Source organism: Lysinibacillus sp. NPDC093216 (assembly GCF_050280325.1).
Classification (GTDB): Bacteria; Bacillota; Bacilli; order Bacillales_A; family Planococcaceae; genus Lysinibacillus.
In genome coordinates this window covers 226,985-243,119 of sequence record NZ_JBNNVB010000003.1, presented here as the reverse complement: position 1 = coordinate 243,119, position 16,135 = coordinate 226,985, and the positions used below count along the sequence as shown (strand labels likewise).

Below are 16,135 nucleotides of genomic sequence, written 5' to 3'. Positions count from 1 at the left end.
ATATTTACGTAATCGAATATGAAAAAAAATCATAAAAGGAGTTTGAGTACCTATGGCGACATTAGCCCAATATATCGCATTCCATACGCTTATTGATACAGGGAATTTCACTGAAACTGGATTAAAGCTAAATCTTACTCAGTCTTCTATTAGCCATACCATCAGTAATTTAGAAGCAGAACTAGAGCTATCTCTAATTATCCGCAATCGCAACAATATCGCTTTGACAAGTGAAGGAAAAATTGTTTATGAGCACATCTCAAAAATATTACAGCAACAGCAGCAGCTTGAGACCGCAGTGGCCAATTTGAAAAATCTCATTGGAGGCACACTGTCGGTTGGGATTCTTCCTAGTGTTGCGCTCGTTTTATTACCAAAAGTGTTAGCGTACTTTGAACAGCATCATCCTAATTTAAACATTCGCTTGATGGAGGGAGATTATGATCAAATTGAGGATTGGCTGCATAATGGTGTTGTGGATATCGGTTTTTTAGTACAGCCAAATTCGAAAAATCTTGTATTTGATGCTGTTTTTGATGATGAACTTGTTTGCATTATGGCTAAGGATCATCCTTTAGCGAATGAGGAAAAACTTTATATAGAGCAGTTACAACATGAACGTTGGATTATGCCCAAGCGCAGTATTGACCGTGATGTTTCGCGGATCTTATCCGAACATAAAATTCATCCTAATATTGTTTATGAACTGTCTGTCGATCAAGTAATTTTGACAATGGTCAATGAAAATTTAGGTATTTCAATCGTGCCGAATTCACTTTTACATCATGCACCAACTAACCTGATCCGAAAAAAATTTTATAAATCGTATGTAAGACATGTTGGAATTGCACACAAACACAGTATTCATCTTTCTCCAGGGGCTTTAAAATTTGTGGAAATATCGAAATATTTTGCTTCATCGTTGCAAGGATAGCTATTGACAAACAAAAAGTTCCGCTCTACTATCTGATAAAACCAATTGGTATTGTTTACTTTAATCAGATGGAGGGATGAAGAGTCATGCATACTGTTGTATATGTTGAAATATTTATATATTTAATTGCGATGCTTGGAATAGGGATTTATTTCAGTAAGGAAGATTTGTCACATAACGATTACTTTCTAGGAGGGAATAAGTTGCCTGGCTGGGCGCTGGCCTTTTCTGAGCGAGCTACTGGCGAATCAGCTTATATGTTTTTAGGGGCAATCGGCTTTATTTATGTAGCCGGATTATCAGGTATTTGGATACTATCTGGTATGCTTTTAGGAGTTATTACTTCATGGTTATTTTTGTCGAAACGCTTTATGACTGAGCAACAAAAATATAAGGTCAATAGTTTAACAGATTATATCGCTGTCAAATTCCCTAAACATGCAGATATTATTCGCTGGTTAGCTTCGGCCGTTCTTGTGTTATTTTTTGTTTGTTATTTAGCTGCTCAATTTTCAGGTATGGGGAAAACGATTTATTCATTTTCTGGTCTTAATATTACATGGGGAACAATTATTATTGGTGCAATAATAATTGCCTACTCTTGTATGGGAGGATTTATGTCTGTCGTATGGACAGATACTATCCAAAGCTTTTTAATGCTTCTATCATTCATTATTGTGCCGATTGCAGCTTACATGGAAATTCAGCATCAAGGCTTAAGTATTTCAGCTGAGCTTGCGAACATGGGCAACGGTGCAGATAGTTGGGTTGGCGGCTTAAATGGACTAGCCTTAGGAGCTATGTTATTTACCAATCTGTCGTGGTTCTTTGGCTGGTTAGGGGGGCAACCACAATTGAGCTCTCGTTTTATGGCCATTACGACAGAAAAAGAACGAATTACAGGTCGCAATATGGCCATTATATGGACGCTGATTGTTTATGTTGGTGCCTTTTTGTCAGCGATTTTCGCTTCAACTTTATACAAACAAGGATCAATAGAGGATCCAGAGATGATTTTGCCTCATATGGTATTTGAAATCTTACCACCTTGGGTTGCAGGTATTATCGTTGCAGGTATTTTAGCGGCTATTATGTCAACAGCTTCATCACAATTATTAGTGATCACTACGTCCATTAGTGAAGATATTATCCACAAAACATTACGTTGGAATATCTCGAGTAAAAGATTAGTTCACCTTTCGCGTCTCGTAGCGGTTATCAGTGGTATTGTCGGTATTATTATTTCGCTAAAATCAGGCTCTGTTATTTATAATCTTGTGTCCTTTGCATGGGCAGGCATTGGCAATACATTTTCAGTTGTTATTCTATTAATCTTCTTCTGGAAACGTATTTCAGGAATAGGTGTGATTGCAACAATTATCGTCGGTTTTATCAGTGCCATTGCTTGGTCACTTTCACCACTTGAAGCAATTATCTCTGCCAAAGCAGCAACATTCTTTATTTGTTTAATCGTTGGTATTGTCTTTTCTCTAGTATGTCCCGATACAGAGGAACCTCAATCTGATTGAATGTAATCATGATAAAAAAAGTTATTTTTGAATAATTTTATGAATGAATATAACTTCCATTTTGATTTATTTTTTTCAAAATGGGAGTTTTTCTTTTATTAGAAACACAACGTTTGCAATAATGAATTTAATTTATATGTTTTTTTGAGCAACCACTTTGAAAGAAAAATACATACGGCGTGGACCTTTTAGGTTTAATGTTGTTATGCAAAAATAAAGCAAGGGGGTCAAGGAAGTGTTTAATGATTTTAAGCTTATAGGTAATCGTCCAGTTTATAGTCAATTAAAAGACTATTTAAAAGAAATGATTATGAAGGGACACTTGCTGGAGCATCAGAAGCTTCCATCTACCCGTGAACTTAGTAAATTATTATCGGTCAGTAGAAATACGGTACTGAATGCATACGCAGATTTAGAGCAAGAGGGCCTGATCTATGCAGTGAAGGGAAAAGGGAATTTTGTAGGGAAAGTCGAAACGTTGAAAGCTTCATCTATCGAATTTAATTGGAAGGAGAGGTTGAATAACGTTACCTTGTTGGCTGATGAATTAGATTTAATGAAGCAAGATATTCATTGGGAAAAAGGCATGATTTCCTTCAATAGTGTTGCCCCCGAAGAAAAGCTTTTTGATGTTGAAAATTTTAAAAGGGCCTTTTTGACCCGGATGTCCCTTGAAGGGGATGTCGTTTTGAATTACGGATACGCAAAAGGCTATAAACCTTTAATCGAGTACCTTCTTCACTATATGGAAGTGAAAGGTGTAGATATTTCCAACAAAGATATTTTGATCACGAATGGCTTTACTGAGGGGTTGGATATTTTATTATCTTCCTTAGCGAAAAAATCCGGACGTGTTATTTGCGAAAATCCTACTCATCATGCAGCATTAAAGCTTTTTCGCTTACATGGATTTGACATCCACGGAATCGACATGAAGGATGACGGTATCGATATTGAACAAGTTGAGAAAAGCTTATCGGAAAAGGAATTTGATTTTGCCTACTTAATCCCGTCCTATCATAATCCGACAGGCATTGTGACATCTTCTGAAAAAAGAGCTGAAATTATTAGGCTTTTTTCACAATATCAAATTCCAATTGTGGAAGATGGTTTTAATGAGGAATTACGCTATTCAGGCTCACATTTAGCACCGTTAATGACTTTTATCGGTGAGGGCAACAATGTTATTTATATTAGTAGCTTTTCTAAAATTCTTTTTCCAGGTTTACGTGTCGGGTGGATATTAGCTGATAAGGAACTCATCCACTGTTTAGAAAGTATGAAAAGAGCACGTACCATTCATACATCGACACTAGATCAGGCTGTGCTTTATCAATATTTACAGGATGGTTATTTTGAAAAGTATTTAAAAAAGGCTAAGTTCGTATATAAGAAAAAATATGAACTAGCCCGTCAAGCTTGCCATCAATACATTCCCTTTAAAAGAATGACAGGAGATGGTGGACTTCATCTCTTTATTGAGCTAGAAGAAGGAATGGATGCTCGTACACTATTGAAAAAGTGCTATCAAAAAGGAGTAGTTTTTTATCCTGGTGACGTTTTTTATAGCAATGGAGAAGGTAGCAACACCTTTCGATTAGGATTTTCTCGGCTCAAAGAAGAGGATATTGTGCGTGGTATTAAGATTATTGGTGATACCTTGAAAAATGAAATGGGGAGTTGAACATATGAAAGTTGGCGTTATTATGGGGGGCGTTTCTTCAGAAAAGCAGGTCTCTATTATGACAGGGGAAGAAATGATCGCTCATTTAGATAAGAGTAAATACGAAGCGGTAGCTATTAAAGTAAATGAAAATGACAAGGCTGAGCTTATTGAAAAGGTGAGAAATATCGATATTGCTTTATTAGCACTACATGGCAAGTTTGGAGAGGATGGCACGATTCAAGGTGTACTAGAAACTATGGGCGTTCCATATACAGGTAGTGGTATACTTTCAAGCAGTATTTGTATGGATAAAAATATTTCGAAAAAAATTCTACGCTATGAGGGCATTGAAACACCAGATTGGCTTTATCTTTCGAATATTAATGAGCTTCAGTTCGATGAATTAGACAAAATGGGATATCCGTTAGTAGTTAAACCTAATTCAGGTGGCTCCAGTGTAGGGGTAAAAATAGTTTATGATAAAAATTCTTTACTCACTTTGGTTGAGGAAGTGTTCAAATGGGACGATGAAATTATTATTGAAAAATATATAGTAGGTGAAGAAATAACATGCTCCATTTTGGATGGGGAGCTTTTACCGATTATTTCGATTCGCCATACAGCGCAGTTCTTTGACTATAAAGCGAAATATGAGGATGCCGCTACGATAGAGGAGGTTGTAGAACTTCCACCTGCCATACATGAACGAGTTGCTGAAGCCGCAAAAGCTTGCTATAGCGCCTTAAAATGCAGTGTTTATGCCAGAATCGATATGATGATCAAGGATGGAACCCCATATGTCATGGAAGTTAACACTTTGCCAGGTATGACAAAAAACAGCCTACTCCCCAAAAGCGCATCCTCGGCCGGATTAACTTACACGCAACTTTTAGATAGGATTATTGAAATTTCATTACAGGCTAAGGAATAAAGGCTTCATTGCTGAAATTTTGGATGCATTTGTAAAATGTATACTACGTATATAAGTTGATGAGCTAAAGTATGTTCAATAGAAAAAACACCTCTATGTTGATTTTTAAAGGGATAATCCCCATTTCAACAAAAGGTGTTTTCTCAGTTTCTTAATTACGCCTTAGACAATTCAATAAAGCCATGTCCAAAGACATCTCGCACATCATGAATAGCAATAAAAGCATCCGTGTCTATTTCTTTGACGATTTTCTTTAGTTTTACAACTTCCTGTTTACTTATGACAATATACAGAATTTCTTTTTGTTCTTTCGTATAATAGCCATGGCCTGATAGAACCGTCACGCCTCGATTCATAAAACCATTTACATGACTGGCAATCTCTTCTGGCCTTTTTGAAATAATCGTAACTGCCTTTTTCGGGTTTACACCTTCAATAACAAACTCCATCACCTTTGTTCCAACATAAAGCATAATGACAGTAAGCATTAATGCTTCTGCTCCGATAATAAAATAAGATGAAAAAGCAACAATTAAATCAAAAAACAATAAACCGTAACTAATACTCCAGCCTAAATATTTGTTCGTCATTCTAGCTAAGATTGTTGAACCTGCTGTTGTTCCACCAACTCTAATAATTAAGCCTATACCAACGCCAGCAAACACCCCGCCAAAAATAGCATTCACAATAATTTCATTTGAAGAAATCGACCACGATTCTGTTAAATGTAAAAACAGTGAATGAAGGGATACTGCAATAATCGTATAAATAGTCATTTGCCTACTTAAAAACTTATAGCCAACTACTAATAAAGCTGCGTTTAGCGCAAAGCTCACAATACTTGGCGACCATCCAAACAAATAATAGGCGATGATTGTTAAACCTGTTACGCCACCTTCACCTAAATCATTAGGTATAACAAATAAGTTTACAGCCAGTGCAAAAAGCATCGCCCCGATTGCAATCATTAAAAAATCCATAATGAACTTCTTCATATATACACCACCAAAACAAATTGATTTTTTCCTAAATACATACTATATCAAGTTCCAGACATTTCATATACTTTTTGGAATGTTCGTTTATGATAAATCTTATTCATGTTAGTATGTCCTTTATTGGAGAAAAAGTCGAATTGAAAAAAATAGTTCATGAAGCTGTTATTAAACATCGATGTGAAATCAGCTTATAATATATACTATATCCGAGCTTTAAGTATCTACAAAACGGAGGTGTGAAATAATATATCCTACAATAATAGGGGGAAGGAATATAAATAAAGAACAAATAATAAGGAGTGTTAGAAGCAGTTATGGATCAATCGTTAGCAATTCGTAATATTAAAATGAGTTTGAGAATATTAAATATATTATTAATAGCTACTATAGTAATCATTGCATCATGTATCTTATTACTCTTTGGGTTATTAGTTGTAGCTTTAACAGTCTCTGGTGAGAAGATTAATAAACTAGTTTTAGATTCTAACATTGACATTTCTTTTAAATTTAATGGATTAACTGTTTTTTTTAATAAAGATATAATGAGTAATTTTGTTTATGATAAAAGTGAAACAATCGTATTAATTTTACTCTCGATGATCTTTACTTTGATTGTTATGTCAATTTTTATTTTATTATGGAAATTTGTTAAATCAGTCATTGTTGGGGATGTATTTACTCTTAGAAATAGTAAAAGAATAGAGCTAGTAGCATATAGTTTATTAATTTTAAGTTTTTTAAGTAATACGGTTCAAGCATATATAGTTTCAACATTATTACATATGTTTTTAAACAATAATGAATTAGACAATATTGAATGGATTCAATCCGTTTCTTTTAGATTTTTTGATATAAATTGGAGCATACTACTATGTAGTTTTATAGTTTGGACAATTGGTAGGATATTTAGATATGGCTCTTTTTTACAAGAAGAGTATGATGCAACAGTATAGGAAGTGAAGAAATTGACGATTATCGTAAGATTGGATCGTGTATTAGCTGATAGAAAAATGCAATTAAGTGAGCTTGCAGAAGCAGTAGACATATCGATTGTCAATTTATCGAATTTAAAAACGGGGAAGGTAAAGGCAATACGTTTTTCAACGTTAAATGCAATTTGTAAAGTATTGAATTGTCAACCGGGGGATATTTTAGAGTATGCTGAGGATGAGGATACCTTTGAGTAAATAAATTTTTAAGTTGTACTATAGGATGGAAATACGTATAAGTACATTTCTAGAACAAGTCGCATAGGATAACCTTATAATGTGTGAGGGGATTGAGAAAATGTACTACATTCCTTATTACGGAAACATGCCTATGTATAGCTATAGAGATCAGCTTGTTTATTGGACACCTCCTTATCAGGTAGGGTATGCGAACAGTGCTGAACCTTCTCGTTTTTCCAATGGTGGAAGTATTGTATTAAAAGATTATGGACCTCAGCCACTTGTCATCAATCTTAAAGATGCAGCTAAGCAAAACGATACGTATCGTACTACTCTGTGGACGGGAAAGAACTCACAGATTACTTTAATGAGTATTAATGTTGGTGATAATATTGGCTTGGAAATACACCCAAATGTTGATCAAATTTTATATATTGAACAGGGTGAGGGATTTGCTCAAATGGGCCCTAGTAAAAACAATTTAAATTATGAAAGAAAAGTCTACGAAAATTATGCCGTAGTAGTGCCTGCTGGAACGTGGCATAACGTCACGAATATAGGGAATGTGCCATTAAAGCTTTATTCAATATACGCTCCTCCTAACCATCCATTTGGTACGGTACATGTTACGAAAGCAGACGCTATGGCCTCGGAAGCAGGCTACGGTCAAGGGAATGAATAATCAATTTTAGATATGAAGCTTTTTCCTTGATAATACAAGCATAACTAAAAAAGACAACTCCTACTTAGAGAAGTTGTCTTTTTTGTCGTCGTTTAAATGCAATATAGATAGATAATAAGCCATTCAATGTTAAAAGGGTAACCAGTGCTATGGCCAAAAATGCAATATCGGGAGCAAAATATCTAATAGTGTGCCAAGGTGTTCCTGTATTATAGCTTAATAATGGAATGGAGATAATGGCCAAAACTAAAAGTATAAAACCGAATATACCCGACACTCTTCCTTTATTAGTTTTAACCTTTAATAGAAGATAAATAAACATCACAAAAAGTAAACATAATATAGCAATTGTTATGACTTGAAATGTAGGTTTATATTTAGGTGCGTCAACGGGCTCTTTCCCATTTAAAATATTAATAATCCCTTCTTTCAAGTAAAGAAGTGATTTTTCCTCTAATATATGACTTTTGTTAGTGAGAATTACCCCGCCCCAATCAGTTTCTGGTAGATAAAATACTTCTGAGCGTGCGTCAGGATTTGAACCAGAATGCCATATCATTTCTTCTTTGGATTCTGGATATGAGATTCGTACACCAAGGCCGTAATATCGATATTTACTAGTTTGAACAAATGGCGATATATAAAGGTTCAACGCATTTTTACTTAAAAAATCGTTATGCTCATGGTGACTAAGTAGCTTAATGTACTGCACCATATCTGTTGCACTTGCCGTTATATATCCGTAGGGTGTCCCTCCATTATCAAATGTGACTGTGCTTTTGACAGGGTGACCAAGCCATGATTGATAGCCAGATAAGTATCCTTTTTCATAGGCCATGCTACTATTAGCGGCTGCACTTTTCATCCCTAATGGAGAAAAAACTTGTTCCTCCATATATTCAGAAAATGGTTGATTGGTCACTTCTTCGATGAGAGCTCCAAGAATAGAAAAGTTAGCATTACTATACTGATGTTTTTCTCCAGGAGCAGCAGTCAGCTTCACATTCGATAAACTTTCTGCATTTTCCTTTATAGCACTTAAATCTTTAGATTCTTTGTCCGATATAGCTAAGCCAGAATAAGTGCTTATCCCACTTGTTTGCGTAAGTAACTGTTTAATCGTTATTTGAGAAGCGGCTTGTTTATCTTTTAGGGTAAACCATGGCATATACTTTTGAACTGGATCATCTAATTGAATAATGCCTGCATCAACCAATCTCATGATGGCTAAACCTGTTAATGATTTACTAATAGAACCAACTACAAATGGAGTTTCAGCAGTTACCTTTTCTTCGGATTCTCCCGTTACGCCCCACGATTTAGAATAAAAAATATCATTTTTATGAACAATAGCAATAGATGCCCCTGGAATTCGCTGCTCTTCTAAAAAGTTTTCAACATACTTATTTATAGTACGCTTAATGTCTTGTTCCCCAGAATCTGCAGAGATTTGTGAGACTGGTTGAAATAGATAGAATGGAATAAATAATAAACATACTACTATTGTTTTATATACAGAGATTTTTTTCATTGTTGTTTTCACCTATTCCCCCGAAAATTTTTCCTTCATAATTTCATAGTCACGACCTTTAATCTATTAAGTAAATTTCAAAAAAATATGGCTCATTACCAAACGCGTGGTTGATTTCCGTTCCGACTGAGCGCTTTTCTGGGGCGTCCAATGAGCCGCTTCGCTCACATTACGTATTAACAAATTCCGTTCCTAATTTTTAGTGATTATCCAAAAATATACACTTCTTTAAAGTATATGATATTTGTTGTGAATACTATTCGGGAGAATTTAAACTACTTAATCCAAAGCTTTCGAAAATCTACGAAGCCGAACGAATCAAATTGGATATCCTTAATCATAGGATGGAAGATACGGCTTTTAATAGGATGATTTAAATATAAAAATAAATTCTCTTGTCGTATATAACATTCAACCTCGTTAATCCAACATTCTCTTGTCTGCCAATCCGTTGCTTGCTTTATTTTTTCAAAATAGACATTCAAATTTTCTAAGTGAGCATTAGATAAAAAACGATTAAAAATAAGTGCTTTATTTAAAAATGCACCTAAAAAAGATAAGTGATGATCCATCGAAGCAACTTCACCCATCATTAATAAATCGGCTTCTTCAAGAGAAGGATCGTAGTAATCTGATATTGAGTAGACTTTAACATCTAAGTGAAGACCGAATTTACGAGCTTCTTGTTTGACCCACTCGGCTTCCTCAACACAGTTTTGTTTGTCCAGCGTATATACAGTTATTAATTCTCCTTGATATCCGGCCTCTTCTAGTAAAGATTGAACGCGCTGAATATCCTTTGTTTGGTGCTTAGATTTCCAAAAGAAATAGCTGGACGCTTCTTGAAGATTACTTCGACCTAAATCCTTCCACAATTTCCGTACATCCATAAGATGATAAATAGCCTCTCGAAACGCAGCATTATGAACAATAGTATTGCGTTTGAAATTAAATGACAAAAAGCGAAATCCCACTTCAATGTCTTGTTTATGTTGGTAAGTTGTAATCGTTTCATTGTGATTTTGCACTTCATACATAGCAGAGTGAGTTGTTTCAATTGGTACCCGATAAATTTCAATCTCATCTAATATTGGTCTAGTAAGAAAGTAATTGTCGAACGCTTGGAGGACGAGTAAGTTATCCGTCCGTTTTTTAATTTGAAAAGGAACTGTTCCTATCCACTTATTTTCGTCGAATGGCTCATTGACAGGCAATATAACGAGATTGTGGAAGCTCAGAAATCTAGGGAAAAGTGCATTTGGTTTAAAAAGCTTAAAGCGAATTGTAAAAGGAGAAAGACACTCTATTTGGTCTATATCTTCCACAAGCCAAGAATGTGGTGAAGAACTTGTTTTAAAACGATCAAGCGTATAGCGCACATCTTCACTTGTTAATAAGTGCTGATTATGAAAGCGGACTCCTTTTCTTAAGTAAAAAGTCCATGTTTTCCCTTCATTGTCACTTTCCCAGTTGTGTGCTATGTGAGGGATTACTGTGTCTTGTTCTTGATTATAGGTTACGAGTGTATCTCCTAGTTGATAAATAATAAAGGTCTCAAAGGTAATAGAGGTATGTAATGGATCCAGTGTCGTTAATTCTCTAGTTCGAGCAGTTCGTAACACGTCCCTTGGTTGCCCGGATGATTGAATGCCGAATAAACTTTGAATTTCTTGCGATACATTGGCGATCCAAGTTTTTGGAATAGGCAATTGCAATAGTAAAATAACTTCCTCCAATTGATCGCGTTGAACTAGCTGTTTTACGGCATCCTCAATTTCTTGTTGAAAGGGTTTATAAAACACAATTTGTGAAGGATTTCCTCTACCTTTACCCGGAGCATAGATTAGTTTGCCTGCCTCTCCGAACTGTTTTAGCTTACGTTTAACACTTTTTTGTGTACAAAACCATAAGCTCTCCAATTCATAAAGTTTGCATTCAGCAGTCTGTTGTTCTTCTCTAGGATATAAAAAAGCCCTCATCTGGAAATAAGAATAATTCTTCATCATCAATCTCTCCTTATCCACTTAAAAGGGGACATTTATGATTGGATTATACCCTTTTTTTCCACTATTGAACAAAGCATAATGAGGTGGGGGTGGAAGTAATGTTCAAAAATTTACATCGTAACATTCAAATAAGAATTTATACATCTTTTATGAGCCGAGTTGTTGGTTCAATGGTTTTTCCATTCATGGCTATTTATTTTACAAAAGAGCTGAATGCTATCTATGCAGGAATTCTTCTTTTAATCCAATTGATTGTTCAATTTATCGCAAGTTTATATGGGGGTTACTTAGCTGACTCAATAGGCAGGAAAAAAATGATGGTCATTGGTGAATGGATGAAAGTCCTAGCATTTGCGGGGATGATTGTTGCCAATTCACCAGCCTTTACATCTGCTTGGGTAACTTTTTTAATGCTGTTAGTAATGAGTATATCTACTGGCTTTATTAACCCTGCTGCTGAAGCAATGCTGATTGATGTCAGCACAAAAGAAAACAGGGCTTTAATGTACTCCATCAATTACTGGGCTGTAAACTTATCCATGATGCTTGGATTAATTATTGGCGGTTGGTTTTTCCAAACGCACTTTTTTCAACTGTTAATCTCATTGCTGATTATTTCCTTTGTAACATTGTGGATGACGAAGTCGTTGATCCAAGAAACTTTCAGTGTCACAGCTGGTGAGGAAAAAAGAAGTGAAGATTCCTATGGCATAAGATCTATTATACAAAGCTATCGCACTGTTATTACCAATGTGCCCTTTGTGTTATTTACGCTCGGAGGTATTGCTATTCTTTCAATTGAATTTCAACGTAACAATTTCATTGCAATAAGATTGGAAAAGGAATTTCTTACACGGGTTGTGACATTATTAGGGGATTTAAATATTACACTGGACGGTGTAAAGCTTTTAAGTCTATTAACAGTGGAGAATACATTGATAATTGTGTTGTTTACAGTAGTTTTCACAAAATGGATTAAAGAAAAATCGGTTCAAAAAGTTATGTATTTTGGATTTTTATTATTCGGGTTAGGCTATTCAATTCTTGCCTTTTCAAATAATTTAACGCTTTTATTTATTGGTGTTGTTGTGCTTTCAGTCGGAGAATTAATGTATGTACCTACAAGGCAATCCTTGCTGGCGGAAATTGTAGATGATTCCCGTCGAGGTGCTTATATGGCTTTTAATGGATTTGTCTTTCAAATAGGCAAAATATTTGGTGTTCTCGGGATCATGGTAGGAGAAGTATTGAACGGAATTGGAATTGGGATTGTCTGTGTACTTTTCGCTTTTCTTGGCATGTTCTTTTCTCGATGGGCCCTGATGAAGCGTGATAGTAAGCGTAAAGTAATTCTAACTACTAAGGTAATTTCGAGGTGAAGGTATATGAAGACAAAGAAATGGAATGAGATAGATCATTATTTTAGCACTAAACTTTATAGTTCTGATGATGTTATGGATTCAGTATTATAAGCGAATTTAGAAGCGGATTTGCCTGCTTTGATGTAGCTCCGAACCAAGGTAAGCTGTTGTACTTGCTTGCTAAAATGAAGGGAGCAAAAAACATTTTAGAAATCGGAACCCTTGGCGGATACAGTAGCATTTGGCTAGGGAGAGCATTACCCGATGATGGACATCTAATAACACTTGAATTTGATGCAAAGCACGCAAAAGTAGCTGAAGAGAACATAAAAAGGGCCGGTTTAGAAAAGAAAATTAAAGTAATGGTGGGACCTGCACTGGAAATATTACCGACCCTAAAAGAAAAGGGCTTTACTTATTTTGATTTTATGTTTATCGATGCAGATAAACAAAACAATCCCCATTATTTGAAATGGATGATAGAAATTTCAAGACCAGGGACAGTTATTATTGGGGATAATGTAGTTCGTCAAGGACATGTTATTGACGACGACAGTGAGGATTTAAATGTTCAGGGAATTCGTCAATTTATAGATTTATTATCTGAGGAATCACAGATAGATGCTACAGCCATTCAAACAGTTGGGAGCAAAGGATATGATGGTTTTGTTTTGAGGGTTGTGAAGTAAGAAGCTATACTCATAAATAACTGTGAGCGGGAATCAACCATACGCTATGGTGATGAGCCCAATTTTATGATGGAGGATAATATGAATGAACTTTAAACTATTCGAAGATGAAATTGAAGATTTAGTGGAATTATTAACTCAAAACAAGTGGATTTATCATACCGACCAAAATCTAAAAGAGGAATCCGTTCGAAAAGCATTTGCAGAAGGATACTATCACAGCGATCGCGAGACGCATTGGATAATTGATAATGAAGAAAAGGTCGGGATTATTACAATTCATGACATAAGCGATACGATCCCGTTATTCGATATCCGTTTAGATACGCGTTATAGAGGAAGAGGATACGGAGTAAAAACACTTCTTTGGTTACAAGATTACCTGTTTGGAGAAAAAGGTAAGATTCGTATCGAGGGTTATACGAGAGTTGATAATATTGGTATGAGGAAATGTTTTGCGAAAGCTAGTTTTGTAAAAGAGGGCTATTTAAGAAATGCTTGGGAAAATGCAGATGGTACTGTAACAGATAGTATCGTTTATGGTGCAATCAAAGATGATTGGATTTTAGGTAGCACAACGCCCATTAAAATCGATGACATACCATTTTAAAACTATAGGTTTGTTTTATCTGCGCGAAAGCGAAGCGACAGCGGCAAGTGTTTTATCTGTGCGAAAGCGAAGCGACAGCGGCAAGTGTTTTATCTGTGCGAAAGCGAAGCGTCAGCAACAAATGTTTTCTGTAGCGAAAGCAAAGCGTCAGCTACAAAGCGCCCAGTCGGAACGGAAATCAACCACTCGTTATAGTGATGAGCCATATTAATTAAGAAAAGCAGAGATGTTGATACCATAACATCTCTGCTTTTTTAAAACATTAAACAAACATGTTGACGTAAATTGAACCATCGTGTTATTATTATCTCGAATTCAAGATAAATAAATTCAAGATAAATGAATTCGAACCTTTTAATCCATGTAGAAAGTAAAGTTTTACTTTTCATCATAAGGAGGTAATCATATGGGTTTTTTAAATAAATTATTTGCTTCAAAAAAAGAGGAGGAAAAAACAATGGCAGAATTAAATATCGGAATTATTATCGGATCAACACGCGAAGGTCGTGTAAGTCCACAAGTAGCACAATGGGTAAAAGAAATCGCAGATCAACGAGGAGATGCAAACTATACAATTATTGATATCGCAGATTACAAATTACCTTTACTAGGTGAACCAGGGCAAGACGCTTCAGGCGCTCAAGCTTGGTCAGAAATCGTTGCAAAACAAGATGGATTTGTATTTATCGTACAAGAGTACAATCACTCTATTACAGGAGCTCTTAAAAATGCACTAGATTATTTACGTGTAGAATGGAATAACAAAGCTGCAGGTATTGTATCGTATGGTTCTGTAGGTGGTGCACGTGCAGCTGAACATTTACGTGGTATTATGGGTGAGCTTTTAATTGCAGATGTCCGTGTGCATCCAGCATTGTCACTATTCACAGACTTTGAAAATGGTACTGATTTCAAACCAAAAGCAGTGCAATCAGATTCTGTTAACCAAATGTTAGACCAATTAATTCCTTGGTCAAAAGCTTTATATACAATTCGATAATATGTTCAAAGATTGAGGTAGAACGTTATTGGATAAAGTATAGGTGAGAAAGACATTTATCATGAAAGGGACTGTTAACATGAAAAAACATACTGCGGGTATTCACCATATCACAGCCATTGTTGGGCATCCACAAGAAAATATTGATTTTTATGCTGGTGTATTTGGCCTACGTTTAGTTAAACAAACGGTAAATTTCGATGACCCGGGCACATATCATCTTTATTTTGGTAACAAAGGTGGTAAACCTGGTACAATTATTACATTCTTTCCATGGGCAAATGCTTATCAAGGACGTATTGGTGATGGTCAAGTTGGCGTAACTACTTATGTTGTACCAGAAGGAGCACTACCTTTTTGGATTAATCGTCTTGCAAAATTCAGTATTCCATTCCAAAAAGCTGAACGCTTTGGTGAACAAGTAATACAATTTGATGATCCACACGGACTTCATGTTGAATTAGTTGCACGTACAGAAGGCGAATTGAATGAATGGACATTTGGTGAGGTAACTCCTGAGGTTGCGATTAAAGGATTTGGTGGTGCAACACTTTATTCAAGTCACCCAGAAGAAACAGCAAAAGTCTTAACCGAAGTTATGGGGCTTGAGAAAGTAGCAACGGAAGGCGAGTATACTCGTTATAAATCCATTGCAGATATCGGCAATACGGTAGATTTAAAAGTTGTTCCTGGTATGCGTGGTCAAATGGGAGTCGGAACAGTTCATCATATTGCCTGGAGAGCCCAGGATAATGCGGATCATCTAGAATGGCATGAGTATGTAATGAATCATGGACAACATGTAACTGAAGTGAAAGATCGTAATTATTTTAATGCGATTTATTTCCGTGAACCCGGTGAGATTTTATTTGAAATTGCGACAGATCCACCTGGATTCGCTCATGATGAAACACCTGAGACAATGGGTAGCCAATTAATGTTACCATCTCAATACGAACAGCATCGTGAACAATTGGAAAGAACATTAATTCCAATCAAAGTGCGTGCGCTTGATTAAAGGAGATGGGA

15 protein-coding genes are annotated in these 16,135 nt (G+C 35.7%); 12 read left to right on the top strand and 3 right to left on the bottom strand.

The window, feature by feature from the left end; genetic code table 11:
* Positions 1–52 precede the first annotated feature (52 nt).
* The 4 genes from ACQKOG_RS05875 to ACQKOG_RS05860 all read left to right on the top strand — a co-directional run bounded on the left by ACQKOG_RS05875 (position 53) and on the right by ACQKOG_RS05860 (position 5,060).
* The gene (locus ACQKOG_RS05875) at positions 53–934 is read left to right on the top strand and encodes a LysR family transcriptional regulator (RefSeq protein WP_427445565.1); all 882 of its coding nucleotides are present in this window, start codon (positions 53–55) and stop codon (positions 932–934) included.
* Between the two features lie 86 nt (positions 935–1,020).
* Complete coding sequence (locus ACQKOG_RS05870) at positions 1,021–2,463, top strand: sodium/proline symporter (protein WP_427445562.1); 1,443 nt, start codon at positions 1,021–1,023, stop codon at positions 2,461–2,463.
* 235 nt (positions 2,464–2,698) lie between these two features.
* Entirely contained in the window at positions 2,699–4,147 is a 1,449-nt protein-coding gene (locus tag ACQKOG_RS05865) for a PLP-dependent aminotransferase family protein (protein WP_427445559.1), read from the top strand.
* A 4-nt stretch (positions 4,148–4,151) separates the two neighbouring features.
* The gene (locus ACQKOG_RS05860; RefSeq protein ID WP_427445556.1) at positions 4,152–5,060 is read left to right on the top strand and encodes a D-alanine--D-alanine ligase; all 909 of its coding nucleotides are present in this window, start codon (positions 4,152–4,154) and stop codon (positions 5,058–5,060) included.
* Between the two features lie 155 nt (positions 5,061–5,215).
* Here the strand turns inward: ACQKOG_RS05860 and ACQKOG_RS05855 are convergent, their stop codons facing one another.
* A complete protein-coding gene (locus tag ACQKOG_RS05855) occupies positions 5,216–6,055 on the bottom strand; it encodes a YitT family protein (RefSeq protein ID WP_427445553.1) in 840 nt (279 codons plus the stop codon).
* Between the two features lie 317 nt (positions 6,056–6,372).
* On the opposite strand from ACQKOG_RS05855, the gene ACQKOG_RS05850 reads away from it, so the two are divergent.
* The 3 genes from ACQKOG_RS05850 to ACQKOG_RS05840 all read left to right on the top strand — a co-directional run bounded on the left by ACQKOG_RS05850 (position 6,373) and on the right by ACQKOG_RS05840 (position 7,909).
* A complete protein-coding gene (locus ACQKOG_RS05850; protein ID WP_370077279.1) occupies positions 6,373–7,011 on the top strand; it encodes a DUF2975 domain-containing protein in 639 nt (212 codons plus the stop codon).
* Between the two features lie 12 nt (positions 7,012–7,023).
* Positions 7,024–7,245: a helix-turn-helix domain-containing protein gene (locus tag ACQKOG_RS05845; protein WP_370077277.1), complete on the top strand. Its 222-nt coding sequence runs from the start codon at positions 7,024–7,026 to the stop codon at positions 7,243–7,245.
* A 100-nt stretch (positions 7,246–7,345) separates the two neighbouring features.
* Positions 7,346–7,909 carry a cupin domain-containing protein gene (locus ACQKOG_RS05840; RefSeq protein ID WP_370077275.1) on the top strand — a complete coding sequence of 188 codons (564 nt, stop codon included), beginning with the start codon at positions 7,346–7,348 and terminating at the stop codon, positions 7,907–7,909.
* 64 nt (positions 7,910–7,973) lie between these two features.
* On the opposite strand, the gene ACQKOG_RS05835 is transcribed toward ACQKOG_RS05840, so the two are convergent.
* On the bottom strand, positions 7,974–9,440 hold the full coding sequence (locus ACQKOG_RS05835) for a serine hydrolase domain-containing protein (RefSeq protein ID WP_402873338.1): 1,467 nt from the start codon (positions 9,438–9,440) through the stop codon (positions 7,974–7,976).
* A 275-nt stretch (positions 9,441–9,715) separates the two neighbouring features.
* Entirely contained in the window at positions 9,716–11,443 is a 1,728-nt protein-coding gene (locus tag ACQKOG_RS05830; protein ID WP_427445548.1) for an ABC transporter substrate-binding protein, read from the bottom strand.
* 101 nt (positions 11,444–11,544) lie between these two features.
* On the opposite strand from ACQKOG_RS05830, the gene ACQKOG_RS05825 reads away from it, so the two are divergent.
* The 5 genes from ACQKOG_RS05825 (at position 11,545) to ACQKOG_RS05805 (ending at position 16,124) form a co-directional block, all read left to right on the top strand.
* On the top strand, positions 11,545–12,825 hold the full coding sequence (locus ACQKOG_RS05825; RefSeq protein WP_402874302.1) for an MDR family MFS transporter: 1,281 nt from the start codon (positions 11,545–11,547) through the stop codon (positions 12,823–12,825).
* A gap of 155 nt (positions 12,826–12,980) precedes the next feature.
* Complete coding sequence (locus tag ACQKOG_RS05820) at positions 12,981–13,496, top strand: O-methyltransferase (protein WP_402874305.1); 516 nt, start codon at positions 12,981–12,983, stop codon at positions 13,494–13,496.
* Positions 13,497–13,581: 85 nt separating this feature from the next.
* Positions 13,582–14,106 carry a GNAT family N-acetyltransferase gene (locus ACQKOG_RS05815; protein WP_402874307.1) on the top strand — a complete coding sequence of 175 codons (525 nt, stop codon included), beginning with the start codon at positions 13,582–13,584 and terminating at the stop codon, positions 14,104–14,106.
* Between the two features lie 406 nt (positions 14,107–14,512).
* On the top strand, positions 14,513–15,106 hold the full coding sequence (locus tag ACQKOG_RS05810) for an NADPH-dependent FMN reductase (protein WP_370077263.1): 594 nt from the start codon (positions 14,513–14,515) through the stop codon (positions 15,104–15,106).
* A gap of 79 nt (positions 15,107–15,185) precedes the next feature.
* The gene (locus ACQKOG_RS05805; RefSeq protein ID WP_427445542.1) at positions 15,186–16,124 is read left to right on the top strand and encodes a ring-cleaving dioxygenase; all 939 of its coding nucleotides are present in this window, start codon (positions 15,186–15,188) and stop codon (positions 16,122–16,124) included.
* Positions 16,125–16,135: the final 11 nt, after the last annotated feature.

What these genes read in the sequence shown, in the direction of transcription:
- ACQKOG_RS05805 (WP_427445542.1), top strand. Translation starts at nt 15,186, where the DNA reads ATGAAAAAACATACTGCGGGTATTCACCATATCACAGCCATTGTTGGG.
- ACQKOG_RS05860 (WP_427445556.1), top strand. Translation starts at nt 4,152, where the DNA reads ATGAAAGTTGGCGTTATTATGGGGGGCGTTTCTTCAGAAAAGCAGGTC.
- ACQKOG_RS05830 (WP_427445548.1), bottom strand. Translation starts at nt 11,443, where the DNA reads ATGAAGAATTATTCTTATTTCCAGATGAGGGCTTTTTTATATCCTAGA.
- ACQKOG_RS05825 (WP_402874302.1), top strand. Translation starts at nt 11,545, where the DNA reads ATGTTCAAAAATTTACATCGTAACATTCAAATAAGAATTTATACATCT.
- ACQKOG_RS05810 (WP_370077263.1), top strand. Translation starts at nt 14,513, where the DNA reads ATGGGTTTTTTAAATAAATTATTTGCTTCAAAAAAAGAGGAGGAAAAA.
- ACQKOG_RS05840 (WP_370077275.1), top strand. Translation starts at nt 7,346, where the DNA reads ATGTACTACATTCCTTATTACGGAAACATGCCTATGTATAGCTATAGA.
- ACQKOG_RS05850 (WP_370077279.1), top strand. Translation starts at nt 6,373, where the DNA reads ATGGATCAATCGTTAGCAATTCGTAATATTAAAATGAGTTTGAGAATA.
- ACQKOG_RS05835 (WP_402873338.1), bottom strand. Translation starts at nt 9,440, where the DNA reads ATGAAAAAAATCTCTGTATATAAAACAATAGTAGTATGTTTATTATTT.
- ACQKOG_RS05870 (WP_427445562.1), top strand. Translation starts at nt 1,021, where the DNA reads ATGCATACTGTTGTATATGTTGAAATATTTATATATTTAATTGCGATG.
- ACQKOG_RS05815 (WP_402874307.1), top strand. Translation starts at nt 13,582, where the DNA reads ATGAACTTTAAACTATTCGAAGATGAAATTGAAGATTTAGTGGAATTA.
- ACQKOG_RS05855 (WP_427445553.1), bottom strand. Translation starts at nt 6,055, where the DNA reads ATGAAGAAGTTCATTATGGATTTTTTAATGATTGCAATCGGGGCGATG.
- ACQKOG_RS05875 (WP_427445565.1), top strand. Translation starts at nt 53, where the DNA reads ATGGCGACATTAGCCCAATATATCGCATTCCATACGCTTATTGATACA.